Origin of the sequence: Amycolatopsis sp. 505, assembly GCF_031625235.1 — a bacterium.
Taxonomy (GTDB): Bacteria; Actinomycetota; Actinomycetes; order Mycobacteriales; family Pseudonocardiaceae; genus Amycolatopsis.
Map to the genome: position 1 here is coordinate 79,919 of NZ_JACKQP010000015.1, position 22,708 is coordinate 102,626.

Here is a 22,708-nt window from a genome sequence, read left to right on the forward strand (position 1 = left end):
CCCCCCGGCCGAGCGCCAGCCGGGATCGCGCACGTCACCGTGTTGGTCGTGTAATTCCGGTCACTTCGGTCCACCAGGTGGTCCGGGCGTGTGATCACTGTGAGCCGCGGAGGACACTCTCAGGAAACTTCACCTACGGTCACGTCGTGCCCCGACTCCCGCTCCCGCGCACCCGCCGAGCCCGGCTCACGGCGCTCGGCGCCGTCGTGGCGGTGCTCGCCGCCGCGACCGTCCTCTGGGCGACGCGCGACACGGCCCCGCCCGCCGTGCCGACCCAGGACGCCCTGCTCGACCTGCCCGCCGCGCCCGGCTCGGCCGAGCAGGTCAAGATCGACACGACCACCTACCTCCCGGCGACCGTGCCCGCACCGGCCGTGCTGCTCGCGCACGGCTTCGGCGGGGACAAGAACAGCGTCGCCGACGACGCCCGCGAGCTCGCGCGGAAGGGCTTCGTCGTGATGACGTGGTCGGCGCGCGGCTTCGGCAAGAGCACCGGCAAGATCGGGCTCAACGACCCGGACGGCGAGGTCGCCGACGCGAGCCGCCTGATCGACCGGCTCGTCGCGCAGCACCAGGTGACCCTCGACGCCCAGGGTGATCCGAAGGTCGCCGTCACCGGCGCCTCCTACGGCGGCGCGTTGTCGCTGCTGCTGGCCGGCACGGACAAGCGCGTCGACGCGATCGCGCCCGTGATCACCTACAACGACCTGGCCCAGGGCCTGATCCCGAACGCGGCGACCCCCGCGTCCACGGCCCCGGGCACCCCGTCCGCCGGTGCCTTCTCGACCGACGGCGTCTTCAAGAAGAGCTGGGCCGGCATCTTCTTCTCGGCCGGTTCGGGTGCCGCGGCGAGCGGCTCGCCGTCCGCCGAAGCACCGGAAGCCGGGCAGGAGACCGACACCGGGGCCACCGGCGCCGCCGGGACCGCGGCCGCCGCGGGGGCCGCGCTGCCCGCCGGGCCGCCGGGTGCGGGCGGGCCGCGGAGCGCGTCGGCCGACCCCTGTGGCCGGTTCACCGCCGCGGTCTGCCGCGCCTACACCGAACTCGGCACCACCGGGCAGGCGAGCCAGGCGAGCGTCGACCTGCTGCGCCGGGTCTCCCCCGCGTCCGTCACCGGCAAGATCACCGTGCCGACGCTGCTGGTGCAGGGCGAGAGCGACACGCTGTTCGGCCTCGACCAGTCCGACGCGACCGCCCGGCAGATCACCGCGGCGGGCGGCAAGGTCAAGACGATCTGGTACACCGGCGGCCACGACGGCGGCAAGCCCGGCCCGCAGCTGCGCGCCAAGATCGCCGACTTCCTGAAGACGGCGCTGGACGGCGGCGACCCGGGCACCGGCTTCAGCTACGACGTCCAGGGCACGCTGCGCGCCAACGGGACGCCGTCGGTCCGCACGGTCAACGCGCCCGCCTACCCCGGGCTGACCGGCCCGGCCACCGAACGGCGGCTGGTGGCGCTCAACGGGCCCGCGCAGCCGGTGGTGCGCCCGGCCGGGGCGAACCCGGCGGCGGTCAGCGGGATCCCCGGCCTCAACGGCGTCGCGAGCAGTTCGTCGCGGCTCGGCGCGTTGTTCAGCAACGACCCGCCCGGCCAGGCCGCGCAGTTCGCCACCGCGCCGTTCGACGGCCAGGTCGTCATCAGCGGCTCGTCCACCGTGCGGCTGCAGGTCGCCGCGGACCCGGCGCACCCGCAGCCGGACGCGGTGCTGTTCGCGAAGCTTTACGACGTCGGTCAGGACGGCTCGCGCGTACTGCCGGCCAACGCCATCGCGCCGTTCCGGGTGAGCGGGCTGCCCGCCGACGGCACCCCGGTCGACGTGACCGTGACGCTGCCCGGCATCGTCCGGCCGATCGAGGGCGGCCACTCGCTGCGGCTGGTCGTCGGCACCACCGACCAGGGGTACGCCGCGCCGGCCGCACCCGCGGTGTTCCGGATCGGGCTGGCCGCGGGCACCGCGTTGGCCGTGCCGGTCGTGCCGGGCAAGTCCGTCGGGTCCCCGGCACCGGTCGGGCAGCTGGTCGGCATCGGGGTGACGCTGGCGATCGGCCTCGCCGCGGTGCTCTTCGCGGCCCTGCGCCGGCGCCGGGCCACCGACGTCGACGCCGAGCTGGCCACGACTCCGCTGGTCATCGAGGGTCTGCGCAAGCAGTACGCGGGCGGGTTCGTGGCGGTGAAGGACCTGTCCTTCCGCGTCGAGCCGGGCCAGGTGCTCGGCCTGCTGGGGCCGAACGGCGCGGGCAAGACGACCACCCTGCGGATGTTGATGGGCTTGATCACGCCGACCGAGGGCACCATCCGCGTGTTCGGGCACAAGATCACCCCGGGCGCGCCGGTGCTCTCGCGCATCGGCTCGTTCGTCGAGGGCTCGGGCTTCCTGCCGCACCTGTCCGGCCGGGCGAACCTCGAGCTGTACTGGGCCGCCACCGGACGTCCGGCCGAGAAGGCGCACTTCGCGGAGGCGCTGGAGATCGCCGGGCTCGGCAACGCGGTCGAACGGCGGGTGCGGACCTACAGCCAGGGCATGCGGCAGCGGCTGGCCATCGCGCAGGCGATGCTCGGCCTGCCGGAGCTCATGGTGCTCGACGAACCGACCAACGGGCTCGACCCGCCCCAGATCCACCAGATGCGCGAGGTGCTGAAGCGGTACGCCGCGACCGGCCGCACGGTGGTGGTGTCGAGCCACCTGCTGGCCGAGGTCGAGCAGACCTGCACGCACGTCGTGGTCATGCACCGCGGCTCGCTGGTCGCCTCGGGCGAGGTCGGCGAGCTGGCCGCGGCCGGCGGCGAAGCGACGTTCCGGGTCGACGACCCGGCGGCGGCCGCGGCGGCGCTCAAGGCGCTGAGCGGCGTCACAGACGTCGACGTCGACGGCGAGCTCGTGCACGCGAACCTCGGCGAGCTGCCGCGGGCCGAAGGCGTGGCCGCGCTGGTGCGCGCCGGGGTCGCGGTGGAGCAGGCCGGGCCTCGGCGCCGGCTGGAAGACGCGTTCCTGCAACTGGTGGGAGAAGAGTCGTGAGCGAGGGTGTGCACACCGACCCGCACGCGCTGGACGAGCTGAGCGACCTCGCGTCGGCCGAGCACGCGGGCGCCGGGCCGGACGGCGCGGTCGAGGGCTACTCGGCGCGGCGGACGCTACGGCTCGGCGTCGAGCTGCGGCGCCAGCTCAAGCGGCGGCGGACGCAGTTCCTGCTCGGGTTCGTCGCGCTGCTGCCGTTCATCCTGGTGATCGCGTTCCAGCTCGGGCAGTCGAACCCGAACCGGCGCAGCGGCGGCTTCGTCGACCTGGCCACGGCGTCCGCGCCGAACTTCGTCGTGCTGGCGCTGTTCGTGTCGGGGACGTTCCTTCTGCCGATGATCGTCGCGCTGTTCTTCGGCGACACGATCGCGAGTGAAGCGTCGTGGTCGAGCCTGAAGTACCTGCTGGCGATGCCGGTGCCCCGGCAGCGGGTGCTGCGGCAGAAGGCGATCGTGTCGGGCCTGCTCTCGGCGTTCGCGCTGGTGCTGCTGCCGTTGGTGTCGCTCGGCGTCGGGGTGCTCTGGTACGGCGCGGGCGACGCGATCAGCCCGACCGGCGACGCGGTGTCCTTCGGCGACAGCCTGCTGGCCATCGCACTGTCCACTGTGTACATCATCCTGCAGCTGGCCTGGGTGGCCGGGCTGGCGCTCGCGCTGAGCGTGTCGACCGACGCCCCGCTCGGCGCGGTCGGCGGCGCGGTGCTGGTGGCGATCCTGTCGCAGATCCTGGACCAGATCACCGCCCTGGAGGGGCTCCGGAACTACCTGCCGACGCACTACGCGTTCTCTTGGATGGACCTGATCTCGACCGACGTCGACTGGACCAACCTGGCCAGCGGCCTGCTCTCGGCGGCGATCTACGGAACGGTGTTCTTCCTGTACGCGGGACGGCGGTTCGCTCGGAAGGACATCACCAGCTGAGGCCCACGGGCGGCGTACGCTGCGGAGATGACCGCCGTGGTGGAATGGCACCAGCCGCCCGCGCCGCTGGTGAAGACGCTCAACGTGGTGCTGCGCGTGGTGCTGCCCAGCCCGCTCGGCCGCGGCGTCGGCGAGTTCATGTTGCTCGCCTTCGCCGGCCGGCGGACCGGGCAGCGCTACCGCGTGCCGGTCACCGCCCACCGCGATGCCGAGGGGCTGTGCGCCCTGACCCCCGCGCGCTGGAAGGTCAACTTCCGCGGCGGCGTGGACGTCGACGTGACGTTCGCCGGCCGGACGGCGCCGATGCGCGGGGTGCTCGTCGAGGACGAAGCCGAGGTCGCGCGGACGTACCTGGACCGGATGACCGAGCTCGGCATGCGTCGCGCCGCCCGGATGATCGGCCTGAAGTTCCCGCTCGGCCGGCTGCCGACCCTCGACGAGGTCGTCGAACTGGTGCGGGCGGAGCACTTCGGCGTCGTCCGGTTGAGCGTCAAGGCCTGACCGGCCCACCGACTCCGCGGTACGGTCGGGCCGTGCCGATCACCCTGGAGAGCCACCGCGACGTCGCCGTGCTTCGGATCGAGCACGGCCGGGGCAACACGCTCGACACCGACTCCTGCCGGGCGCTGGTGCGGCAGCTCGAGGAGGCCGAGCACGCCCGCGCCGTCGTGCTGACCGGGACCGGCCAGATCTTCTGCGCGGGCGTCGACCTCAAGCGGCTCGACGAGGGCGGGGCGCCGTACGTGGCGGAATTCCTGCCGCTGCTGTCCGACGCGCTGCTGGCCGTGTTCGGCTGCCCGCGTCCGGTGGTCGCCGCGCTGAACGGGCACGCCATCGCCGGCGGGGCGGTGCTCGCCGCGGCCTGCGACCACCGGGTGCTGGGCGCCGGCCGGATCGGGGTCACCGAACTGCTCGTCGGGCTCCCGTTCCCGTTGGCCGCGCTGGAGATCCTGCGCTGCAGCTACGGGACCACCCGGCTGCCGCTGCTCACCTACCCGGGTGAAACCTGGGGCGGCGAGGAGGCCTTGGCCCGCGGGCTGGCCGACGAGCAGGCCCCACCGGACGACGTGCTCGAGCGGGCCCTCGCCGTCGCGGCGCGGCTCGGCGACCTGCCCGCCGAGCCGTTCGCCCACACGAAGGCCCAGATCCGGCAGCCCTTCCACGAGCGGATCGCCGAATACCGCCACTCGGACGACCCGCAGGTGGAGCGGCTGTGGCAGTCGGCCGAGGCGCTGGCCGCCGTGAAGTCCTATGTGGACCGGGTGCTCCGTTAGGCCGGCACGCCGCTTTCGGCGAGCGCCTTGATGCCCTCGACGGTCTTCTGCATGTTGGCCTGCAGCTCGCCGAGCCGCATGGCGACGATCTCCTCTTCGTGCTCGGGCATCGAGCCGATGATCTTCGTCAGGTTGGACGGGCCGGGGCCGATCCGGGCCCACTGCCGCAGGATCGTGCCGTCGCCGTCCGGGACGAGCTCGAACTTCCACGACGCGGCCGGGTTCGCCACGTCCATCACGGCCCACGCGAACAGCCGCCCGGGCTCGTAGCCGGTGACGGTCGAGACCGTCTCCCACTCCCCGGCGACCGGGTGGGAGTTGCGGCCGCGGAACCGCGCGCCGAGGCCGGGCTCGGCGTCGTCGACCCAGCCGCCACCCTGGAACTCGGTGGAGAACCGGGCCGGCAGGTCGATGTCCAGCAGCCAGGACCAGATCTCGGCCGGCCGCGCGGCGACGCGGACCTCGACCTCGGCCGTCGGGCAGTCGGAAACCTTCATGGCGGACCCCTCGCTCGATGACGGTGCCTACGGATCCGGACCGTAACGCGGCGCTGAACACGCGGACAACTCGCACGATGCCCCCGGCCGGGCACGCCGGAAGACCCGGCGCCACCCGCCGAAAGTCGGATCCTCACCGATTCTGTGCCCGGACAGCCGATTGCCGACCACCGCCGGTTCTGTGAGGGTCCCACCGAGGGTTTCGACGACGGGGTGGTGCTCGATGCGCAGACTTTTCACCGCGGGTGCGGTCCTGCTGGCGCTGGCCGGCCTGGCGCCGGCGGCCACGGCGGCGCCGGACATCAAGGCGCAGCTGCAGCGGATCCCGGGGCTGACGGTCGTGTCCGAGGACGCGGCCCCGGCCGGGTTCCGGTTCTTCAAGCTGACCTACACCCAGCCCGCCGACCACCGGCACCCCGGCGCGGGCACGTTCCAGCAGCGGTTCACGTTGCTGCACCGCGACTTCGCCGCCCCGACGGTCGCCTTCACGAGCGGCTACAACGTCAGCGGGTCGCCGAACCGCTCGGAGCCGACGCAGATCGTCGACGGCAATCAGCTGTCGATGGAGTACCGCTACTTCACGCCGTCGCGGCCGGAGCCGGAGAACTGGGCGAAGCAACTGACGATCTGGCAGGCCGCGGCGGACGAGCACCGCGCGGTGCAGGCGTTCAAGGCGATCTACCCGGGCAAGTGGCTGGCCACCGGCGGCAGCAAGGGCGGCATGACCGCGACGTACTTCCGCCGCTTCTTCCCCGACGACGTCGACGCGACGATCCCGTACGTCGCACCCAACGACGTCATCGACCCGGTCGACGTCTACAACCGGTTCCTCTCCCGCGTAGGCAACGACCCGGCGTGCCGCGACGCCCTGAAGGCGATCCAGCGCGACGCGCTGAAGCGGCGTGACGAGCTGGGGGCGATCGCCGCGGCGGACGCGGCCCAGCGCGGGCTGACGTTCTCGATCGTGGGCTCGGCCGACAAGTCCCTCGAGATCTCGGTGATCGACTCGTACTTCGCGTTCTGGCAGTACCAGACGCAGGCGGACTGCGCGACGGTGCCGCCGCCGGGCGCGCCCGCGGCCGACGTCTACGCCTGGTACGAGAAGGTGGAGAGCCTCAACACGTACTCCGACCAGGACCTGGCGCCGTACATCCCGTACTACTACCAGGCGGCGGTGCAGCTGGGCTCGCCCGAGGCGTACGACGGCTACCTCCGCGACCTGCTGCGCTACCCCGGCGCCGACCAGCCGAAGACGTTCGTGCCGGCGTCGATCCGCCTGCCGCGCTTCGACTACGCGGCGATGCCGGACATCGACTTCTGGGTGAAGACCCACGGCACCCGTCTGCTGTTCGTGTACGGGTCCAACGACCCGTGGGGCGCGGAGCCGTTCGAGCTGGGCCGCGGCAGCCGCGATTCGTACCGGTACTACGTCCACGGTGGCAACCACGGCTCGAAGATCGCCCAGCTGGCCCCGGCCGAGGCGGCGGCGGCAACGGCGACGATCCGGCGCTGGGCCGGCCTGTCACCGGTTTCCTCGCCGGCGCTGCGTTCGGCGCCGGCTGGCTTCCCCGACTTCGACGCGGACCTGACGCCACGGACGCGGCTGTAACTTTCCTCAGGCCGGGCGTACTCTCACCACACCCTGACGGCCCGGCCTGAGGAGGCGCGCATGCCTCGTCCCGTCCACTTCGAGATCCACGCGAGCGACCCCGAACGCGCGGCGGCGTTCTACACGGCGGTGTTCGGCTGGAAGTTCGAGCGCTGGGGTGAGGTGCCCTACTGGGTGATCACCACCGGCGAAGGCAGCGGGATCGACGGCGGGTTGCTGCCTCGCCAGGGCCCGGCGCCCGAGGCGTCGGCCCCGATCCACGGCTTCGTCAACACGATCGACGTGGCGAACCTGGACGAGGCACTGGGTGACGTCAACCGGGCCGGCGGGACGCTGGCGCTGCCGAAGAACCCGGTTCCGGGGGTGGGGTGGCTGGCGTATTGCAAGGACACCGAAGGGAACGTGTTCGGGTTGCTGCAGGCGGACGAGAACGCCCCTGCGCCGGAGTGAGTCAGGGCCGCTTGGCCTTGGGCAGCCTTCGGACGACCTCGTCGTAGGAAGCATCGATCAGCTCTTCGAGCTCGGCGCCGGGCACTCCGGCGCCGAGCTCGACGCGGTTCCAGCCGTAGCGGCCGAGATAGTCCATGACGCTGACCGCACCGGGATAGCGAGCGCGGACCTCGGCGGCTTCTTCCTTGGTGGCCCCGCATTTGACGGCGACGCTGCCGGGCTGGTCCTGGCCGATGAAGGCGAAGCCCTTGCCACCGACCTTGGCGACGAGGACGTGGTCGCCGAAGGGGTAGGTCTCTTCGGCGCCGGGCTTACCGAGGCAATAGGCGACGACGGCTTCGAGGTTCACGGTTTCAGCTCGACCAGCTCGAGATCGGCAGGACGATCCCCGCCTCCGCCTTGGTCGGCGCGCCGATCTCGGGCTCCCGGTCGGCGGCCAGCCTCGCCTTCAGCTCGCGCAGTGCGGCGCGCAGAGCACCCGCCTTGGTGTCCCCGGTCAGCTCGGCGACCTCGGCCGCGAGCCGCTCCGTTTCGGGGTCCTTGATGTTCATCCGCCCGGGCCCGCTATTTGATGCCGGCCGCGTCCATGCCCCTCAGCTCCTTCTTCAGGTCGGAGATCTCGTCACGCAGACGGGCCGCCAGCTCGAACTGGAGGTCGCGGGCCGCCTGCATCATCTGGTCGGTCATCTGCTGGATCAGGTCGGCCAGCTGGGCCCGCGGCATCGCCGACACGTCCTTGTCGACCAGCATGCCCGAGCTGCGGACCCGGTCGCCCTGTTCGGGCTTCTTGCCGCGGGAGGAGTTGCGGCCCGAGCCGCCCACCGAGACCTGCTCGGTGTCCTCGGCTTCGCTGTACACGCGGTCGAGGATGTCCGCGATCTTCTTGCGCAGCGGCTGCGGGTCGACGCCGCGTTCCTTGTTGTACGCCACCTGCTTCTCGCGGCGGCGGTCCGTCTCCTCGATCGCGTGCTGCATCGAGTCGGTGATCTTGTCCGCGTACATATGGACCTCGCCGGAGACGTTTCGCGCCGCGCGGCCGATCGTCTGGATCAGCGACGTCCCGCTCCGGAGGAAGCCCTCCTTGTCCGCGTCGAGGATCGCCACCAGCGAGACCTCCGGCAGGTCGAGGCCCTCGCGCAGCAGGTTGATGCCGACCAGCACGTCGAAGTCGCCCGCCCGCAGTTGCCGCAGCAGCTCGACCCGGCGCAGCGTGTCGACCTCCGAGTGCAGGTAGCGCACCCGGATGCCCAGCTCCAGCAGGTAGTCGGTGAGGTCCTCGGCCATCTTCTTCGTCAGCGTCGTGACCAGGACGCGCTCGTCCTTGTCCGCCCGCTCCCGGATTTCGTGCACCAGGTCGTCGATCTGGCCCTCGGTCGGCTTGACGACCACCTTCGGGTCGACCAGGCCGGTCGGCCGGATGACCTGCTCGACGAACTCGCCGCCCGCCTGGCCCATCTCGTACGGCCCCGGTGTCGCCGACAGGTACACCGTCTGGCCGATCCGGTCGGAGAACTCCTCCCAGGTCAGCGGCCGGTTGTCCACCGCGCTCGGCAGCCGGAAGCCGTACTCGACCAGGTTCCGCTTCCGGGACATGTCGCCTTCGTACATGCCGCCGATCTGCGGGACGGTCTGGTGCGACTCGTCGATCACCAGCAGGAAGTCGTCCGGGAAGTAGTCGATCAGCGTCGCCGGCGCCGAGCCCGGGCCGCGGCCGTCGATGTGGCGCGAGTAGTTCTCGATGCCGGAGCAGAAGCCGACCTGGCGCATCATCTCGATGTCGTAGGCCGTGCGCATCCGCAGCCGCTGGGCCTCCAGCAGCTTGCCCTGCCGCTCCAGCTCGGCGAGCCGCTCCTCGAGCTCCTTCTCGATGCCCTGGATCGCCTTTTCCATCCGCTCCGGGCCGGCGACGTAGTGCGTGGCCGGGAAGATCCGGACCTCGTCGACCTCCTTGACGATGTCCCCGGTCAGCGGGTGCAGGTAATAAAGCTTTTCGACCTCGTCGCCGAAGAACTCGACGCGGATCGCGAGCTCTTCGTACGCCGGGATGATCTCGACCGTGTCACCCCGCGCGCGGAACGTGCCGCGCGCGAAGGCGATGTCGTTGCGGGTGTACTGGACGTCGACCAGGGCCCGCAGGAAGACGTCCCGGTCGAGCTGCATGCCGACCGCGAGCTTCGAGGACCGGTCCAGGTACGACTGCGGCGTGCCGAGGCCGTAGATGCAGGAGACACTGGCGACCACGATGACGTCCCGGCGGGACAGCAGGTTCATCGTCGCCGAGTGCCGCAGCCGCTCGACGTCGTCGTTGATCGACGAGTCCTTCTCGATGTAGGTGTCCGTCTGCGCGATGTACGCCTCGGGCTGGTAGTAGTCGTAGTAGCTGACGAAGTACTCGACCGCGTTGTGCGGGAAGAGTTCGCGCAGCTCGTTCGCCAGCTGGGCGGCGAGGGTCTTGTTCGGCGCCATGACCAGCGTCGGCCGCTGGACGCGCTCGATCAGCCACGCCGTCGTCGCCGACTTGCCGGTGCCGGTGGCACCGAGCAGCACGACGTCCTTCTCGCCCGCCTTGATCCGGCGTTCGAGCTCGTCGATGGCCGCCGGCTGGTCACCGGCGGGCTGGTAGTCACTGACCACCTCGAACCGGCCGCCGGTCCGCGGGATCTCCGAGACGGGCCGGAAGTCGGACTGGGCGAGGACGGGGTGTTCGGTTGCGAAAGCCACGTCGACCAGAGTAGGCCGACCCACCGACAATTTCCGTCGGGCCTGGTCAGCGGGCCCGGAACACCGTGATCGACGTGACATCCGGGCCGTCGACGGCGCAGTGCAGGACGGCGCCGGGCACGGGGTCGTCGCCGTGGCACGAGACGAGCACCCGGTCGGGGCCGATCGCCTGGACCTCGGTGCGCGGGAAGTCCGCCAGCACCTCGGCCACCTCGCCTTCGGGCGTCTCGAGGTGGGCGAGGACGACCTCCCGTGGCGACGGCGGGGGCGGGATCGGCAGGCCGTGACCTTCGAAGAGGCGGTTCAGCTGGTCGGCGGCGGAAACGGCGCGGGGGAAGCCCGCGAAGGCGGCGGTCTGGACGACGACTTCGCAGACCTCGGCCGGCGACAGCCCAGAGGCGAGGCCGGTGCGGAGGTACACGCTCAGCGGCGGGCCGACCATGCCGGCGGCGACGATCGCGGCGAGCGTGGCGGCCTCGCGGGTGCGGGCGTCGAGGGCGGGCCGTTCGTGCAGGTGGCCGTAGACGGTGCCGACGGCCAGTTCACCCAGCGCCGGGACGGTCGCGAAGAGCGCGTCGAGGCGGGCCTTCCCGCCTTCGACGAGCCCGGCGAAGTTCTCGCGGCCCTGGTCGTGGAGCTGGGCCATCGGGTCGGTCATGGTCTCCCCTTCAGCAACCGCAGTCACAGCAGGAACAACAGTCGCAGCAGTCGCAGTCGCATCCCCAGGCGTCGACGGGTTTGCCGCTCCAGGGGCCAGGATAGGGATCGCGGCAGCAGAATTGGCAGGTGCAGCACATGTAGGGGATGAGGGCGCAGCCGAGGAAGGCGTTGCGCTTCTTCGGCGGGACGGCGAATTTCGGGTACCAGAGGCCGCCGCCCTTGCCGTCGTGGAACTCGGGTTTGTCGCGCTTGCCGGGGCCGCCGGGGTCCTTGGGGCCTCCCGGGCCGCCGGGATCGTTCGGGCCACCGGGTCCCCCTGGGCCACCGGGTCCCCCTGGGCCACCGGGTCCACCCGGGCCACCGGGGCCGCCGGGGCCGCCTGGGCCACCTGGGCCGCGGCCTCCCGGACCGCCGGGGCCGTTCGGGCCTCCTGGGCCGCGTCCGCCGGGGGCGCCCGGCGGCGGGACCGGGCCCGGCGGCGGAAATCCGTGCGGCTGCGGTGAGCCCCAGCCGGGCGGGACCTGGTGCGGGTGCTGCTGCGGGGTCGGCCCGGGCCCGATCCAGCCCGGCGGCTGCTGGTGCGGGTGCTGCTGCGGGGTGGGTCCGGGCCCGATCCACCCGGGCGGTGGTTGCTGCCCGACCGCCGCGGAGCCGTGCTCCAGCGTGGCGCACTCGCCTGCCGATGGAGAATGCCGCAAGGACGAGCCGTGGCCGAAAGTCCTTCGCACCGCTTGCCTCAGCTCGTGCACCAGCAACGCGTGCACCAGCGCCGGCTGCGCGAACTCCACCTCGCGCAACGCCAGCTCCACCCCCAGCACCGCGTCGTCGCACAGCCGACGGGCTTCCTCCGGCCCCGTCCCCGTGACCGTCAACGGGTTCCACACCCCCGCCGCCGCGTCCGATTCGTAGTCTTCGACCGCGTCCAGCAGGTGCGCCACCCGGCCGAACAGCCGGCCCGCCTCGGCCAGCGATGCCACGTTCGCCGGCTTGCCCGCCAGCTCCGCCGTGCGCGCGAACGCCGCCGCCGTGGCCCTCTCCGCCGGTTCGGTCGCCAGCAGCGGCGAGTCACCCAGCCGGACCGAGGACTCCAGCGAGCCCTGTCCTTCGACCGCCTCCGTCAGCACCGTCGTGTCGAACCCCACCCGGCCGCCCGTGCGACGGCCCTGTGCGGTCCAGCGGGCCGCGACCCGGCGGGCCGCCGCCGCGACCGGGCGCCTTCCGTACGCGCCGTCGCCGTCCTCGACGTGGTCGCCGACCTTGGCCGCCGCCAGGACCAGCGACACCGCCGCCGCCAGCTGGGCTCCCTCGCCGCGGGCCACCGAGGCCGTCCGCATCCCCCGCAGGGGGCAGGGGCCCGCCTCGCGGCGGCCGTCCGCTCGCGGGGTCTGGGCCTCGACCAGCACCGAGATGATCAACCCGTCGTAGTTGGTGACCACCCGGGCGAACTGGCCGTGCTCGTCGCGCAGCGTGAGGCACAGGCCGCACAGGTGCGCCATCCAGTCCGCGTGCAGGCCTTCGGCCAGCCGGTGCCGGCACGGTCTGATGATCCCGAACATCCCCAGTCCCCCTCGTTCCCCGGAAGCTCGGCGCACCTTAGCCCGAATGCGTGACGCCCGGGGCGGGGGTTCGCGTTTCGTGACCGGCCCGGCAGGATGACCCGCATGGCCGCACTGCACCCCCCGAAGGTCGAGGTCTTCGACCCCGCCGCGCGCGCGAACATCGACCCGAAGGGCATCCGGCGGGAGGTCGAGGAGTTCCGCGAAGAGCCGTTCGGTCTCTACCTCGCGCGCCCGACGCCGGGCCGCGCCCAGTTCCACTACCTCGAGTCGTGGCTGGTGCCCACGCTGGGCCTGCGCTTCACGGACTTCTGGTTCTCCCCCGGCCATGAACGCGACCAGGACTTCTACCTCGACGTCGTCCGCGTCCACCGCGACGGCCCGCGCTGGGTCGCCACCGACCTCTACGTCGACATCGTGCTCAAGGACAAGCTCTCCCTGCGGGTCATCGACACCGACGAGCTCCTGGAGGCCCTCGAGGCCGGCCTGGTCACCGCCGAAGAGGCCGAGTACGCGCTGAAGACCACCTACACCGCCGTCGAGGGGCTGGCCGCGCACGGCTACGACCTCGCCGCCTGGCTGGCGACCCTCGACATCGCGCCGACCTGGCGGCGTCACCCCTGACCCCGGCGGCGCCGGACCCGCACGTAGGGTGCGGGAAGACCGGCGCCGACGAGGAACAGGAGCACGATGGACGCCGTGGCCACGGCCCCCGACCAGGCCGAAGCCGAGCTCGCCCCGTTCGCCCGGCTCCCGGTCCTGCTGCTCGCGGCGGGCACGGCCACCGCGCTGCTGCTCACCGCCGGCCGCTACGGCTACTTCGGCGACGAGCTGTACTTCCTGGCCGCCGGCCGGCACCTGGCCTGGGGTTACGCCGACCAGCCGCCGCTCGTGCCCGCCCTCGCCCGGGCGATGGACACGCTCGCTCCCGGCTCGCTCGTGGTCTTCCGGCTGCCCGCGATCGCCGCGACGGCGGCCGGTGTGGTCGTCACCGCGCTGATCGCCCGGGAGCTCGGCGGGCAGCGCAAGGCCCAGGCCCGCGCCGCGGCCGCGTACGCGATCTGCGGGCAGTTCGTCGGCAGCGGCCACTACCTCGCGACGTCGACGATCGATCCGCTGCTGTGGACGCTCGTGCTGTGGCTGCTGGTCCGCTGGGTCCGCACCCGCCACGACACCCTGCTGGTCTGGCTCGGCGTCGTGACGGCGGTGGCGCTCAACGGCAAGCTGCTCATCGCCGCGTTCTGGGTGGTGGCCGGGCTCGCGGTGCTCGTGTTCGGGCCGCGTGACCTGCTACGCCGCCCGAAGCTCTGGCTCGGGGCGCTGATCGCCGCCGGCTCCCTGGTGCCGACGCTGCTCTGGCAGCGCGCGAACGGCTGGCCGCAGCTCGGCATGGGCGACGCCGTCGGCGCCGAGGTCGACGCCGCGGGCGGCCGTGCGAGCTTCGTCCCGGACCTGCTGGCCGGCGCCGGCTGGGTGATCGGCGCGCTCGGCGTCCTCTACGGCGTCGTCGTGCTGGTGGCGAGCAAGCAGCTGCGGCCCTACCGGTTCCTCGGCTGGACGGCGCTGGGGGTCGTCGCGGTCTTCCTGGCCGCCAACGGGCGGTACTACTACGCCGCCGGGATGTTCGGCGTGCTGTGGGCGGCCGCCGCCGTCCACCTCGAAGCGCGGGAGCCGGCGCGGTGGTGGCGGTGGGTGCCGGCCTGGCCGGTCTTCGTCGTGTCCGCCCTCTTCAGCCTGCCGTTCACGCTCCCGGTCTGGCCGGCGCACTGGCTCGTAGAGCACCCGGGCGCGCCGCGGCCCGCCTACGCGGCCGAAGAGATCGGCTGGCCGGACCTCGCCGCCGACGTCGCCGCGTTGTACCGGACGGCGCCGCCGGACACGGCGATCGTCACCGGCGGGTACTGGCAGGCGGGCGCGCTCGACCGCTACGGGCCCGAGCGCGGCCTGCCCCAGGCTTCCAGCGCCAGCCGGGGTTTCTGGTACTTCGGCCGTCCCGCCGACGACACCCGCAACGTGCTCTTCGTCGGTTACGACCCGTCGAAGATCGCGAAGCACTTCGGCGACGCGCGGATCGTCGGGCAGGTCGGCAACCGGCTCGGGGTCCGCAACGCCAGCGAGCACATGCCCGTCTGGCTGCTGACCGGCCGGAGCGGGGGCTGGGCCGAAATCTGGCCGCAGCTCAAGGACATGCGCGCTTAGAGCGTCCAGCCGGTGGCCGCGGCCCACTTCTCGGCGCGGGCGAACACGCCGTTGACCCACTCCTGCTTTTCCTCGGCGTAGGCGGCGACGTTGCCGTCGGCGGCGTGCGCCTCGGCCAGCCGCAGCTTCACGTCGCGGTAGTCGTCGCGCTCGTCCGGGTTCGCGCGCAGGAAGTCGCGGAAGAGCAGGGCGAGCCGCCACGCCGGCGTCTCCACCGACCGGACGTGCAGGTTCACCGGCCGCTTCGGGTCGGCGCCGACGTGCAGGCGCTTGGGCCACGTCCCGGCGCCGTCCACGGCGTCGTCGTACCAATCGCCTTCGAGGCGCGGGAAGCCGGCGTCGGCCAGCAGGCCGCCCAGCGTGTCCGCCTCGTCCAAAGTGGACACCGTGAGCTGCAGGTCCAGGATGTCCTTGGCGGGCAGGCCCGGCACGGCCGTCGACCCGATGTGGTCGGCGCGGCGGGCCAGCTCCCCCGCCACGGCGCGGACCCGCGCCAGCACCTTCTCGGCCTGCGCCGGCCAGGTGAGGTCGTATTCGGCGATCTTCGGTGACGCCGGCGGCCGCGGCCGCCGCAGCCGGAGGTTCGCCTCGAAGGGCACCAGCCGATCCGCCCACAGCGCGTCCACCTCGGCGAGCACGGTGTCTTCGGCGCCGCCGTTGTCCAGCCAGACGTCCGCGACGGCACGGCGCTGCTCGGTGCTCGCCTGCGCCCGGATCCGCGCCCGCGCGTCCTCCTCGGCCATCCCGCGCGCCGACACCAGCCGCCGCACCCGCACCTCGACCGGCGCGTCGACGACCACGACCAGGTGGTACGCGGTCGCGAGGCCGTTTTCGACCAGCAGCGGGATGTCGTGGACGATGATCGCGTCCGGCTTCGCGGCCGCCATCAGCTCGCCGGTGCGCGCGCCGACCAGCGGGTGCACGATCGCGTTCAGCCGGTGCCGCGACTCGTCGTCGGCGAACGCCTTCGCGGCGAGCACGGGCCGGTCGAGCGAGCCGTCCGCGGCCAGGATGTCGGACCCGAACTCCGCGACCAGCCGGTCGAGCCCCTCGGTGCCGGGTTCGACGACCTCGCGGGCGATCTTGTCGGAGTCCACCAGCACCGCGCCGTGTTCGGCGAGCCTGTTCGCCACCGTCGACTTCCCGGCCCCGATCCCACCCGTCAACCCCACACGCAACATGCCGATCACCCTAGTCAGGCGCGTGACTCAACCGATATCCGGACACGCCGTGTTGCTTACCCACCTCACCGCGCCGCAGTGCGTACGGTGCGCGCCAAGAGCGTCGCCCACGCGGAGGAACGATGGCGGTCAGCAAGCACGTCGGGAAGCACCGGCTCGGCACGCCGGGGCTGGTGCACTGCCTCGTCCACCTCTCGGTGGCCGTGGCACTGGCGGACTACCGGCGGACCTGGCTGAGCACGCTGCTGGTGCCGGCCAAGCACAGCTTCGCCGGCCTGCGCCGCAAGGCCCGCGCCGCGGCGCTCGAGCGGATCTGGGTGCCGTCGGTCAGCCCGGCCCGGCCGGCCACGGTGACCGTGCGCGCCGCCTGACGAGTCGCGACAACCGAGGCTTCGCCACCCGGACCCCCTAAAAGCCGGTGGCTTCCCGCGTCTCGATCACGATCTCCGAGGACAGCGTCCGGTGCACCGGGCACTTGTCGGCGATCAGCATGAGCTTGGCGCGCTGCTCGGCGTCGAGGTCGCCTTCGAGCTCGATCTCGCGGCTGATCCGGCTGAGCAGGCCGCGCTCGGTTTCGCAGCGCGCGCAGTCTTCGGCGTGGATCCGGTCGTGCCGCAGCCGGACGGTCGCCCTGGTCAGCGGGATGCCCTTGCGGTCGGCGTACATCCGCAGCGTGATCGCCGTGCACGAGCCCAGCGACGCGAGCAGCAGCTCGTACGGGTTCGGGCCGGCGTCGGCGCCGCCCACGGCGACCGGTTCGTCGACGAGCAGCGTGTGGCCCGCCGTGACGACCTGCTGGGTGTAGGTGCCGTCGCCGCTCGCGGTGACGACGACCGTGCCGGGCTCGGGGTGGTCCATCCGCGTGAAATCCTCTCGGGTCGCGGGGAGCGGCCGATCCGGACATCCGGCGCATTCCCAAGACGCGGCGGATATCGTATCTTCTGCTGCGGGTGGGTCACCCGGACGCCGCCCTGCGCCCGGCTGCCGCAAAGGGGGTGCGCCGTGGCTACCAGGCACTTGCCGATGCGCCCGGCCGATCAGGGCGGTCGCGAGCGCTACCTCGACGCGGCGTTGTCGGTGCTCGTGGACCGCGGGGTCCCCGGGCTGACCGTCCGCGGGGTGGCGGAGGCGGCCGGCGCGTCGACGCTGTCGGTCTACGCCCGGTTCGGCGGCCGCGCGGGCCTGCTCGACGCCCTGTACGAGCGCACCTTCGACTCGCTGCGGGAGCTGCTGGAGGGCCTGCCGCCGTCGAGTGAGGACGGTGTCGCGGACCTGCTGCACCTCGCGCTGGAGTACCGGCGCTTCGCCCGCGAGAGCCCGACGCGCTACGCGCTGATGTTCGAGCGCCCGGTGCCGGGGTTCGACCCGGACCCCGCCCTGCGGTCGGCGGTGCTGCGGACGACGTTCACCCTGTTCATCGGCCGGGTCCAGCGGGTCTGCCCGCCGGGAGCGGACGCCCGCTCGGCGGCCTATCGGCTGTGGACGGCGATCCACGGCCTGGTGGGAGCGGAACTGCTGATGGCCTCGCGGCGGCCGTTGCCGGAGTGGTTCATCCCGCCGACCGAAGAGGCCCACGAGGAGATGTACCGCGCCGGCGTCACGGCGATGATGACCGGCCTCGGTCTGCGCAACTGACCCGCGCCTGCGGGCTTGGTCACCGCGAAAGCGACTGCCACCGCGGCGACGAGACCGGACCGAGGTCGTCGCGGAAACCGCCGCGGGCCCGGCTCGCGCGACCACCGGCCGGCGTCGCCACCGCCGCCGGCGTACGGCTGCTCGGCGGACGGCCGGCTTGGTCGGCGCGGACCCCACCCGCGCAAGCGACTGCCACTGCGCCCCCGAGACCAGACCGAGGTAGCCGCGAAACCGCCGCGGGCCCGGCTCGCGCGACCACCGAACCGGCCGAGGCCGGCGCAACCGACCCCGCAGCAGCGTCGCGAATGACTCATTCGCGGCCTGGGACGTCCCGAATGAGTCATTCGCGACCTCCGGGGGGCCGGCGCAGAGCCCCGGAACGACGAAGAGCCCCCGGTCCACGTGGGACCGGGGGCTCTCGTTCAGCTCAGAGAGCTAGTGCTCACGCACCGCCGGAGAGCTTCTCGCGGAGCGCCGCGAGCTGCTCGTCGGAGGCCAGGGTGCCGCCGCTGCTCTTCGAGTCGGCCGGGGCCGAACCCGAGGTGTAGCTTTCCGCGCCACCCTCGATGCCGGTCGCCGCGTCGGCCGCCGCTTCGGCGTCCGCCTCGACGGCCTTCTGGACCTGCTTCATGTGGGCCTCGTAACGAGTGTGCGCCTCGGCGTACTGGCGCTCCCACTCCTCACGCTGCTTGTCGAAGCCTTCCTGCCACTCCTGGGTGTCCGGGTCGAAGCCTTCGGGGTAGATGTAGTTGCCCTCGGCGTCGTACTCGGCGGCCATGCCGTACTGGGTCGGGTCGAACTCGGTGTCCGGCGTGACACCCTCGTTCGCCTGCTTCAGCGACAGCGAGATGCGACGGCGCTCGAGGTCGATGTCGATGACCTTGACCATGACGTCGCCGTTGACCTGGACGACCTGCTCCGGGATCTCGACGTGGCGCTCGGCCAGCTCGGAGATGTGGACCAGGCCCTCGATGCCCTCTTCGACGCGGACGAACGCACCGAACGGAACCAGCTTGGTGACCTTGCCCGGCACGATCTGGCCGATCGCGTGGGTGCGGGCGAACTGGCGCCACGGGTCTTCCTGCGTCGCCTTCAGCGACAGCGAGACGCGCTCGCGGTCCATGTCGACGTCCAGGACCTCGACCGTGACCTCCTGGCCGACCTCGACGACCTCGGACGGGTGGTCGATGTGCTTCCAGGACAGCTCGGAGACGTGCACCAGGCCGTCGACGCCACCCAGGTCCACGAAGGCACCGAAGTTGACGATGGACGACACGACGCCCTTGCGGACCTGGCCCTTGGCGAGCGCGTTGAGGAACTCGCTGCGCACCTCGGACTGGGTCTGCTCCAGGTAGGCGCGGCGGGACAGGACCACGTTGTTGCGGTTCTTGTCCAGCTCGATGATCTTCGCCTCGAGCTCGCGGCCGACGTACGGCTGCAGGTCGCGCACGCGGCGCATTTCGACCAGCGACGCGGGGAGGAAGCCGCGCAGGCCGATGTCCAGGATGAGGCCGCCCTTGACGACCTCGATGACGGTGCCCTTGACGGGCTCGTCCTTCTCCTTGAGCTCCTCGATCGTGCCCCAGGCGCGCTCGTACTGCGCGCGCTTCTTGGACAGGATCAGACGGCCTTCCTTGTCCTCCTTCTGGAGAACCAGGGCTTCGACCTCATCGCCGACGGTGACAACCTCAGCCGGGTCGACATCGTGCTTGATGGAGAGCTCACGCGAGGGGATGACACCCTCGGTCTTGTAGCCGATGTCGAGCAGGACCTCGTCGCGGTCGACCTTGACGATCGTGCCTTCGACGATGTCGCCATCGTTGAAGTACTTGATCGTCTTGTCGATCGCCGCGAGGAAGTCTTCCTCCGACCCGATGTCGTTGATGGCGACCTGCTGGGGCCCGGTGGGGGCGGTCGGGGCGGTGGCGGTGTCGGTGGTCATTAGGCGGGTTGCTCCGGTGGATGGGAATCGAGGGTTGGCAGTTGTCGGCGCGATGGGCGGCATACGACGACCCTGCAAGCAAACGTCCACCAGTGAACGACCGCGGCATGACCCCGCATACGGTGCGCGACCCGAGTCCCAACCAGAAGCTGAGCGGAAGGCAGCGCGAACCCACTGCGCTAACACTTATCCTACGCGGCAGCCGCTAGGCGGCACAATCAGGGTCCCCCTGGCTCGCTAAGGTCCTCGCGGAAGCAAACCGCACGCACGAGGACGCAGGTGGAGCCGCTCGCGGCCACCGGGACCGGAGACACCATCATGCCACCGGAGCAGGCGCCCGCGCCGGGACGCCACGACGCCGCCGAGCACCGGCTGGGCACCACGGCGGTCGCCTACCGCGAGGTCGGCGGCGCCGAAGCGGCCGCGGCCAACCTCGCCTGGTGGGACGCCGACGCCGACGACTACCAGGCCGAGCACGGCGGCTTCCTCGGCGACGCCGACTTCGTCTGGTGCCCGGAGGGCGTCCGGGAGGCCGAGGCCCGGCTGCTCGGCGACATCCGGGGCAAGCGCGTGCTGGAGGTCGGCTGCGGGCAGGCCGCCTGCGCGCGCTGGCTGGCCGCCGAGGGCGCGCACGCCGTGGCGACCGACCTCTCGGCCGGCATGCTGCGCCACGCCCGCGACGGCAACGCGCGCACCGGCCTGGCCGTCCCCCTGGTGCAGGCCAACGCCGAACACCTGCCGCTGGCCTCGGGCAGCTTCGACGCCGCCTGCTCGGCCTTCGGCGCGATCCCCTTCGTCGCGTCGGTGGACGCGGTCTTCGCCGAAGTCCACCGGGTGCTGCGGCCGGGCGCGCCGTGGGTGTTCTCGGTGACCCACCCGATGCGGTGGATCTTCCCCGACGACCCGGGCCCGCAGGGGCTCACCGTCACCCAGCCGTACTTCGACCGCACGCCCTACGTCGAGGTCGACGACGAGGGCACCGCCACCTACGTCGAGTACCACCACACGCTCGGCGACTACGTGCGCGCGCTGGCCGGGGCCGGGTTCACGCTGACCGACCTGGTCGAGCCCGAGTGGCCGGCCGGGCACACGCGGGTGTGGGGCCAGTGGAGCCCGCTGCGCGGCAAGCTCTTCCCCGGCACGGCGATCTTCCGCACGCACCGCTCGTGACCACCCTCGAGGAGCAGCAGAACGCGCGGTTCGCCGCGCTGGACCCGCTGCTCCCGCCGATCGCGGCCCCGCCGTCGCCGTCGAACGAGCCCCTCGTCGTGACGGTCGGCGGCCGCAAGGCGGGCGGCCTGCTGACGCAGGTCGTGCACGCGCCGGGGTCCTGGCCCTCGCTGTGGGGGCCGTCGGACATCCGCGACCTGACCGCGGTGCCGGGCGACAGCGGCGCCGCGGGGCTCGCCGCGCTGCTGGGCGCGTGGCGGGAGAAGCTGCGCGGGACGCCGGCCGGCCCGGACTCGGCCTGCTCGCTCACCTGGCCGAGCCGCGACGCCGAAGCGTCCGCGGTGCTCCTGGCGCACGGGTTCGCGCCGATGACGTGCCTGGCCGTGCGGTCCGCCGAGCCGCCCGACGGCCCCGGGGCGGCACCGGTGAGCGTCCGCCGCGCCGGGGAAGGCGACGTCGACGCGCTGACCGAGCTGCGGCTCGCCGAGTGGCGCTACACCTCGCTGGTCGGCACCGCGGTGGCGCGGCCGGGGGCCCGGGCGCTGCTGCGCGCCGAAGTCGTCCGCTCGCTGCGGTTCGGCGGACTGGTCTGGCTGGCCGAGGAGGACGGCGGGGTGCCGGCCGGCCTGGCCTCCTGCGCGCTGGTCTCGGCCACGCCGGGCAACTCCGTCCACGGACGGCTGCTCCCCGGCCGCTGGGGGTACGTCGACACGCTGTCGGTCGCGCCCGCGGCGCGCGGTGGCGGGGTCGGCCGGGCGCTCATGGCGGTGGCGCACCGGGCGTTGCTGGAACACGACGTGCGCGGGACGTTCCTGTTCTACCATCCGGCGAATCCGCTTTCGCCGGTGTTCTGGCACCGGCAGGGTTATCGTCCTCTGTGGACCATGTGGCTCCGGCGTCCCGCCTGGTCCTGACCGCACTCGCCGAGGGGGAAACCATGGACATCGCCGAGCCGCTGCTCGCGGCGCACCGGGCGCGCTTCGCCGCCGTCGACGCCCTGCTGCCGCCCGCCGCGCCGCCGGCCCGCGGCGAGCGCCTGGACGCGGCGACCGCGGACGGCACGCAGGTCACCGGGGTGCTCCAGCACCTGCGGCTCGCGCCGGGCGACGTCCCGATGCTGTGGTCGGCCGCCGACACCTGGCAGCTCTTCCCGTACGTCGGCGACACCGGCACCGAAGGCGCCGACGTCCTGCTGCGCGCGTTGAAAGGCCGCCTGGAGGCGGAGGAGATCGGCGACGACTCGGCGTGCGTGGTCGTCTGGCCCAGCCGGGACGCCGAGGCGATCCGCGCGTTCCTGGACCACGGCCTCGTCCCGCTCTCCGCGGTCGGCGTGCGCACCGCGCGCCCGCCGGAGGCCCGGCCGGAGATCGCGGTCCGGCGAGCCGGACCGGACGACTACGACACCGCGCTGAAGCTGGCCGAGGCGACGTTCGACTACACCGGGCTCGTCGCCGCGCCGCGCCGGGCGAACACCGCCGCGCTGCTGGGCCCCTCCCTGCGGAAGGCCCTCGCCGAGGCCGAGCCGCTCGTCTGGGTGGCCGAAGAAGACGGGGAAACCCGCGCGCTCGCGCACTGCGCGTGGGTGGACGCCACGCCGGGCAGCGAGGCGGCCGAGCTGCTCCCGCTCGGCCGCTGGGGGTACGTGAACAACGTCGTCACCCTGCCGGGCGAACGCGGCGGCGGCTTCGGCCGGGCGCTGATGGCCCACGTGCACCGGGAGCTGCACCGGGGCGGCGCGACCCGCACGTACCTCTACTACAACCCGACGAACCCGCTGTCCTCGGTGTTCTGGCACCGGCAGGGCTATCGTCCACTGTGGACGACGTGGGAGGTGCGGCCGGCGTCGGCGCTCCGGTGAGGGTGGCGGCGTCGCGAAT

The 22,708-nt window shown here is 72.6% G+C and carries 22 protein-coding genes; 13 read left to right on the forward strand and 9 right to left on the reverse strand.

Annotation, left to right across the window (positions count from 1 at the left end; genetic code table 11):
• Positions 1 to 146: 146 nt before the first annotated feature.
• From H5965_RS41640 to H5965_RS41655, 4 genes are read left to right on the forward strand one after another with little or no spacing between them, the layout of a single operon-like run.
• Entirely contained in the window at positions 147 to 3,017 is a 2,871-nt protein-coding gene (locus tag H5965_RS41640; RefSeq protein ID WP_310976669.1) for an alpha/beta fold hydrolase, read from the forward strand.
• Complete coding sequence (locus tag H5965_RS41645) at positions 3,014 to 3,937, forward strand: ABC transporter permease (RefSeq protein WP_310976671.1); 924 nt, start codon at positions 3,014 to 3,016, stop codon at positions 3,935 to 3,937. The genes H5965_RS41640 and H5965_RS41645 overlap by 4 nt, the downstream gene beginning before the upstream one ends.
• Before the next feature lie 27 nt (positions 3,938 to 3,964).
• Positions 3,965 to 4,438, forward strand: coding sequence for a hypothetical protein (locus H5965_RS41650; RefSeq protein WP_310976673.1), 474 nt, complete (start codon positions 3,965 to 3,967; stop codon positions 4,436 to 4,438).
• Between the two features lie 32 nt (positions 4,439 to 4,470).
• Complete coding sequence (locus H5965_RS41655; protein ID WP_310976674.1) at positions 4,471 to 5,211, forward strand: enoyl-CoA hydratase/isomerase family protein; 741 nt, start codon at positions 4,471 to 4,473, stop codon at positions 5,209 to 5,211.
• On the opposite strand, the gene H5965_RS41660 is transcribed toward H5965_RS41655, so the two are convergent.
• On the reverse strand, positions 5,208 to 5,708 hold the full coding sequence (locus tag H5965_RS41660) for an SRPBCC family protein (protein ID WP_310976676.1): 501 nt from the start codon (positions 5,706 to 5,708) through the stop codon (positions 5,208 to 5,210). The genes H5965_RS41655 and H5965_RS41660 overlap by 4 nt on opposite strands.
• A 223-nt stretch (positions 5,709 to 5,931) precedes the next feature.
• Between H5965_RS41660 and H5965_RS41665 the strand changes: the two genes are divergently transcribed.
• Both H5965_RS41665 and H5965_RS41670 read left to right on the forward strand, forming a co-directional pair.
• Positions 5,932 to 7,317 carry a S28 family serine protease gene (locus tag H5965_RS41665; RefSeq protein ID WP_310976677.1) on the forward strand — a complete coding sequence of 462 codons (1,386 nt, stop codon included), beginning with the start codon at positions 5,932 to 5,934 and terminating at the stop codon, positions 7,315 to 7,317.
• A 60-nt stretch (positions 7,318 to 7,377) separates the two neighbouring features.
• Complete coding sequence (locus H5965_RS41670) at positions 7,378 to 7,767, forward strand: VOC family protein (protein WP_310976678.1); 390 nt, start codon at positions 7,378 to 7,380, stop codon at positions 7,765 to 7,767.
• Position 7,768: 1 nt separating this feature from the next.
• On the opposite strand, the gene H5965_RS41675 is transcribed toward H5965_RS41670, so the two are convergent.
• The 5 genes from H5965_RS41675 to H5965_RS41695 are packed head-to-tail and all read right to left on the reverse strand — an operon-like array spanning position 7,769 to position 12,704.
• Positions 7,769 to 8,116, reverse strand: a complete 348-nt coding sequence (locus tag H5965_RS41675) for an MmcQ/YjbR family DNA-binding protein (RefSeq protein ID WP_310976679.1) — start codon at positions 8,114 to 8,116, stop codon at positions 7,769 to 7,771.
• 4 nt (positions 8,117 to 8,120) lie between these two features.
• A complete protein-coding gene (locus H5965_RS41680; RefSeq protein WP_310976680.1) occupies positions 8,121 to 8,318 on the reverse strand; it encodes a type II toxin-antitoxin system VapB family antitoxin in 198 nt (65 codons plus the stop codon).
• Between the two features lie 13 nt (positions 8,319 to 8,331).
• Positions 8,332 to 10,488: an excinuclease ABC subunit UvrB gene (uvrB, locus tag H5965_RS41685; protein WP_310976681.1), complete on the reverse strand. Its 2,157-nt coding sequence runs from the start codon at positions 10,486 to 10,488 to the stop codon at positions 8,332 to 8,334.
• A gap of 46 nt (positions 10,489 to 10,534) precedes the next feature.
• Complete coding sequence (locus tag H5965_RS41690; protein ID WP_310976682.1) at positions 10,535 to 11,146, reverse strand: carboxymuconolactone decarboxylase family protein; 612 nt, start codon at positions 11,144 to 11,146, stop codon at positions 10,535 to 10,537.
• Positions 11,147 to 11,156: 10 nt separating this feature from the next.
• Positions 11,157 to 12,704, reverse strand: a complete 1,548-nt coding sequence (locus H5965_RS41695; protein WP_310976684.1) for a DUF5685 family protein — start codon at positions 12,702 to 12,704, stop codon at positions 11,157 to 11,159.
• Positions 12,705 to 12,809: 105 nt separating this feature from the next.
• Here H5965_RS41695 and H5965_RS41700 point away from each other — a divergent pair, with 105 nt between their 5' ends.
• Together H5965_RS41700 and H5965_RS41705 are read left to right on the forward strand one after the other, a co-directional pair.
• Complete coding sequence (locus H5965_RS41700) at positions 12,810 to 13,328, forward strand: DUF402 domain-containing protein (RefSeq protein ID WP_310976686.1); 519 nt, start codon at positions 12,810 to 12,812, stop codon at positions 13,326 to 13,328.
• Positions 13,329 to 13,394: 66 nt separating this feature from the next.
• Positions 13,395 to 14,903, forward strand: a complete 1,509-nt coding sequence (locus H5965_RS41705) for a glycosyltransferase family 39 protein (RefSeq protein WP_310976688.1) — start codon at positions 13,395 to 13,397, stop codon at positions 14,901 to 14,903.
• On the opposite strand, the gene coaE is transcribed toward H5965_RS41705, so the two are convergent.
• On the reverse strand, positions 14,900 to 16,084 hold the full coding sequence (gene coaE, locus H5965_RS41710; RefSeq protein ID WP_310976689.1) for a dephospho-CoA kinase: 1,185 nt from the start codon (positions 16,082 to 16,084) through the stop codon (positions 14,900 to 14,902). The genes H5965_RS41705 and coaE overlap by 4 nt on opposite strands.
• 122 nt (positions 16,085 to 16,206) lie before the next feature.
• On the opposite strand from coaE, the gene H5965_RS41715 reads away from it, so the two are divergent.
• The gene (locus tag H5965_RS41715; RefSeq protein WP_310976691.1) at positions 16,207 to 16,455 is read left to right on the forward strand and encodes a hypothetical protein; all 249 of its coding nucleotides are present in this window, start codon (positions 16,207 to 16,209) and stop codon (positions 16,453 to 16,455) included.
• 37 nt (positions 16,456 to 16,492) lie between these two features.
• Here the strand turns inward: H5965_RS41715 and H5965_RS41720 are convergent, their stop codons facing one another.
• Positions 16,493 to 16,942 (reverse strand): OsmC family protein, encoded by a 450-nt coding sequence (locus H5965_RS41720; protein ID WP_310976692.1) that lies wholly within the window; start codon positions 16,940 to 16,942, stop codon positions 16,493 to 16,495.
• Positions 16,943 to 17,107: 165 nt separating this feature from the next.
• Here H5965_RS41720 and H5965_RS41725 point away from each other — a divergent pair, with 165 nt between their 5' ends.
• Positions 17,108 to 17,719, forward strand: coding sequence for a TetR/AcrR family transcriptional regulator (locus tag H5965_RS41725; protein ID WP_310976818.1), 612 nt, complete (start codon positions 17,108 to 17,110; stop codon positions 17,717 to 17,719).
• A 442-nt stretch (positions 17,720 to 18,161) separates the two neighbouring features.
• Here the strand turns inward: H5965_RS41725 and rpsA are convergent, their stop codons facing one another.
• Positions 18,162 to 19,661, reverse strand: a complete 1,500-nt coding sequence (gene rpsA, locus H5965_RS41730; protein ID WP_003098851.1) for a 30S ribosomal protein S1 — start codon at positions 19,659 to 19,661, stop codon at positions 18,162 to 18,164.
• Positions 19,662 to 19,979: 318 nt separating this feature from the next.
• Here rpsA and H5965_RS41735 point away from each other — a divergent pair, with 318 nt between their 5' ends.
• The 3 genes from H5965_RS41735 to H5965_RS41745 are packed head-to-tail and all read left to right on the forward strand — an operon-like array spanning position 19,980 to position 22,689.
• Entirely contained in the window at positions 19,980 to 20,831 is an 852-nt protein-coding gene (locus H5965_RS41735; RefSeq protein WP_310976823.1) for a class I SAM-dependent methyltransferase, read from the forward strand.
• Positions 20,828 to 21,745, forward strand: coding sequence for a GNAT family N-acetyltransferase (locus H5965_RS41740; RefSeq protein WP_310976693.1), 918 nt, complete (start codon positions 20,828 to 20,830; stop codon positions 21,743 to 21,745). Before H5965_RS41735 ends, H5965_RS41740 begins: the two co-directional genes overlap by 4 nt.
• Positions 21,746 to 21,768: 23 nt before the next feature.
• A complete protein-coding gene (locus tag H5965_RS41745; protein ID WP_310976825.1) occupies positions 21,769 to 22,689 on the forward strand; it encodes a GNAT family N-acetyltransferase in 921 nt (306 codons plus the stop codon).
• The last annotated feature ends 19 nt before the right edge of the window (positions 22,690 to 22,708 follow it).

Coding starts and splice junctions, on each gene's coding strand:
- H5965_RS41650 (WP_310976673.1), top strand. CDS start 3,965: ATGACCGCCGTGGTGGAATGGCACCAGCCGCCCGCGCCGCTGGTGAAG.
- H5965_RS41660 (WP_310976676.1), bottom strand. CDS start 5,708: ATGAAGGTTTCCGACTGCCCGACGGCCGAGGTCGAGGTCCGCGTCGCC.
- H5965_RS41665 (WP_310976677.1), top strand. CDS start 5,932: ATGCGCAGACTTTTCACCGCGGGTGCGGTCCTGCTGGCGCTGGCCGGC.
- H5965_RS41670 (WP_310976678.1), top strand. CDS start 7,378: ATGCCTCGTCCCGTCCACTTCGAGATCCACGCGAGCGACCCCGAACGC.
- H5965_RS41680 (WP_310976680.1), bottom strand. CDS start 8,318: ATGAACATCAAGGACCCCGAAACGGAGCGGCTCGCGGCCGAGGTCGCC.
- H5965_RS41690 (WP_310976682.1), bottom strand. CDS start 11,146: ATGACCGACCCGATGGCCCAGCTCCACGACCAGGGCCGCGAGAACTTC.
- H5965_RS41695 (WP_310976684.1), bottom strand. CDS start 12,704: ATGTTCGGGATCATCAGACCGTGCCGGCACCGGCTGGCCGAAGGCCTG.
- H5965_RS41700 (WP_310976686.1), top strand. CDS start 12,810: ATGGCCGCACTGCACCCCCCGAAGGTCGAGGTCTTCGACCCCGCCGCG.
- H5965_RS41705 (WP_310976688.1), top strand. CDS start 13,395: ATGGACGCCGTGGCCACGGCCCCCGACCAGGCCGAAGCCGAGCTCGCC.
- coaE (WP_310976689.1), bottom strand. CDS start 16,084: ATGTTGCGTGTGGGGTTGACGGGTGGGATCGGGGCCGGGAAGTCGACG.
- H5965_RS41715 (WP_310976691.1), top strand. CDS start 16,207: ATGGCGGTCAGCAAGCACGTCGGGAAGCACCGGCTCGGCACGCCGGGG.
- H5965_RS41720 (WP_310976692.1), bottom strand. CDS start 16,942: ATGGACCACCCCGAGCCCGGCACGGTCGTCGTCACCGCGAGCGGCGAC.
- H5965_RS41725 (WP_310976818.1), top strand. CDS start 17,108: ATGCGCCCGGCCGATCAGGGCGGTCGCGAGCGCTACCTCGACGCGGCG.
- rpsA (WP_003098851.1), bottom strand. CDS start 19,661: ATGACCACCGACACCGCCACCGCCCCGACCGCCCCCACCGGGCCCCAG.
- H5965_RS41735 (WP_310976823.1), top strand. CDS start 19,980: ATGCCACCGGAGCAGGCGCCCGCGCCGGGACGCCACGACGCCGCCGAG.
- H5965_RS41745 (WP_310976825.1), top strand. CDS start 21,769: ATGGACATCGCCGAGCCGCTGCTCGCGGCGCACCGGGCGCGCTTCGCC.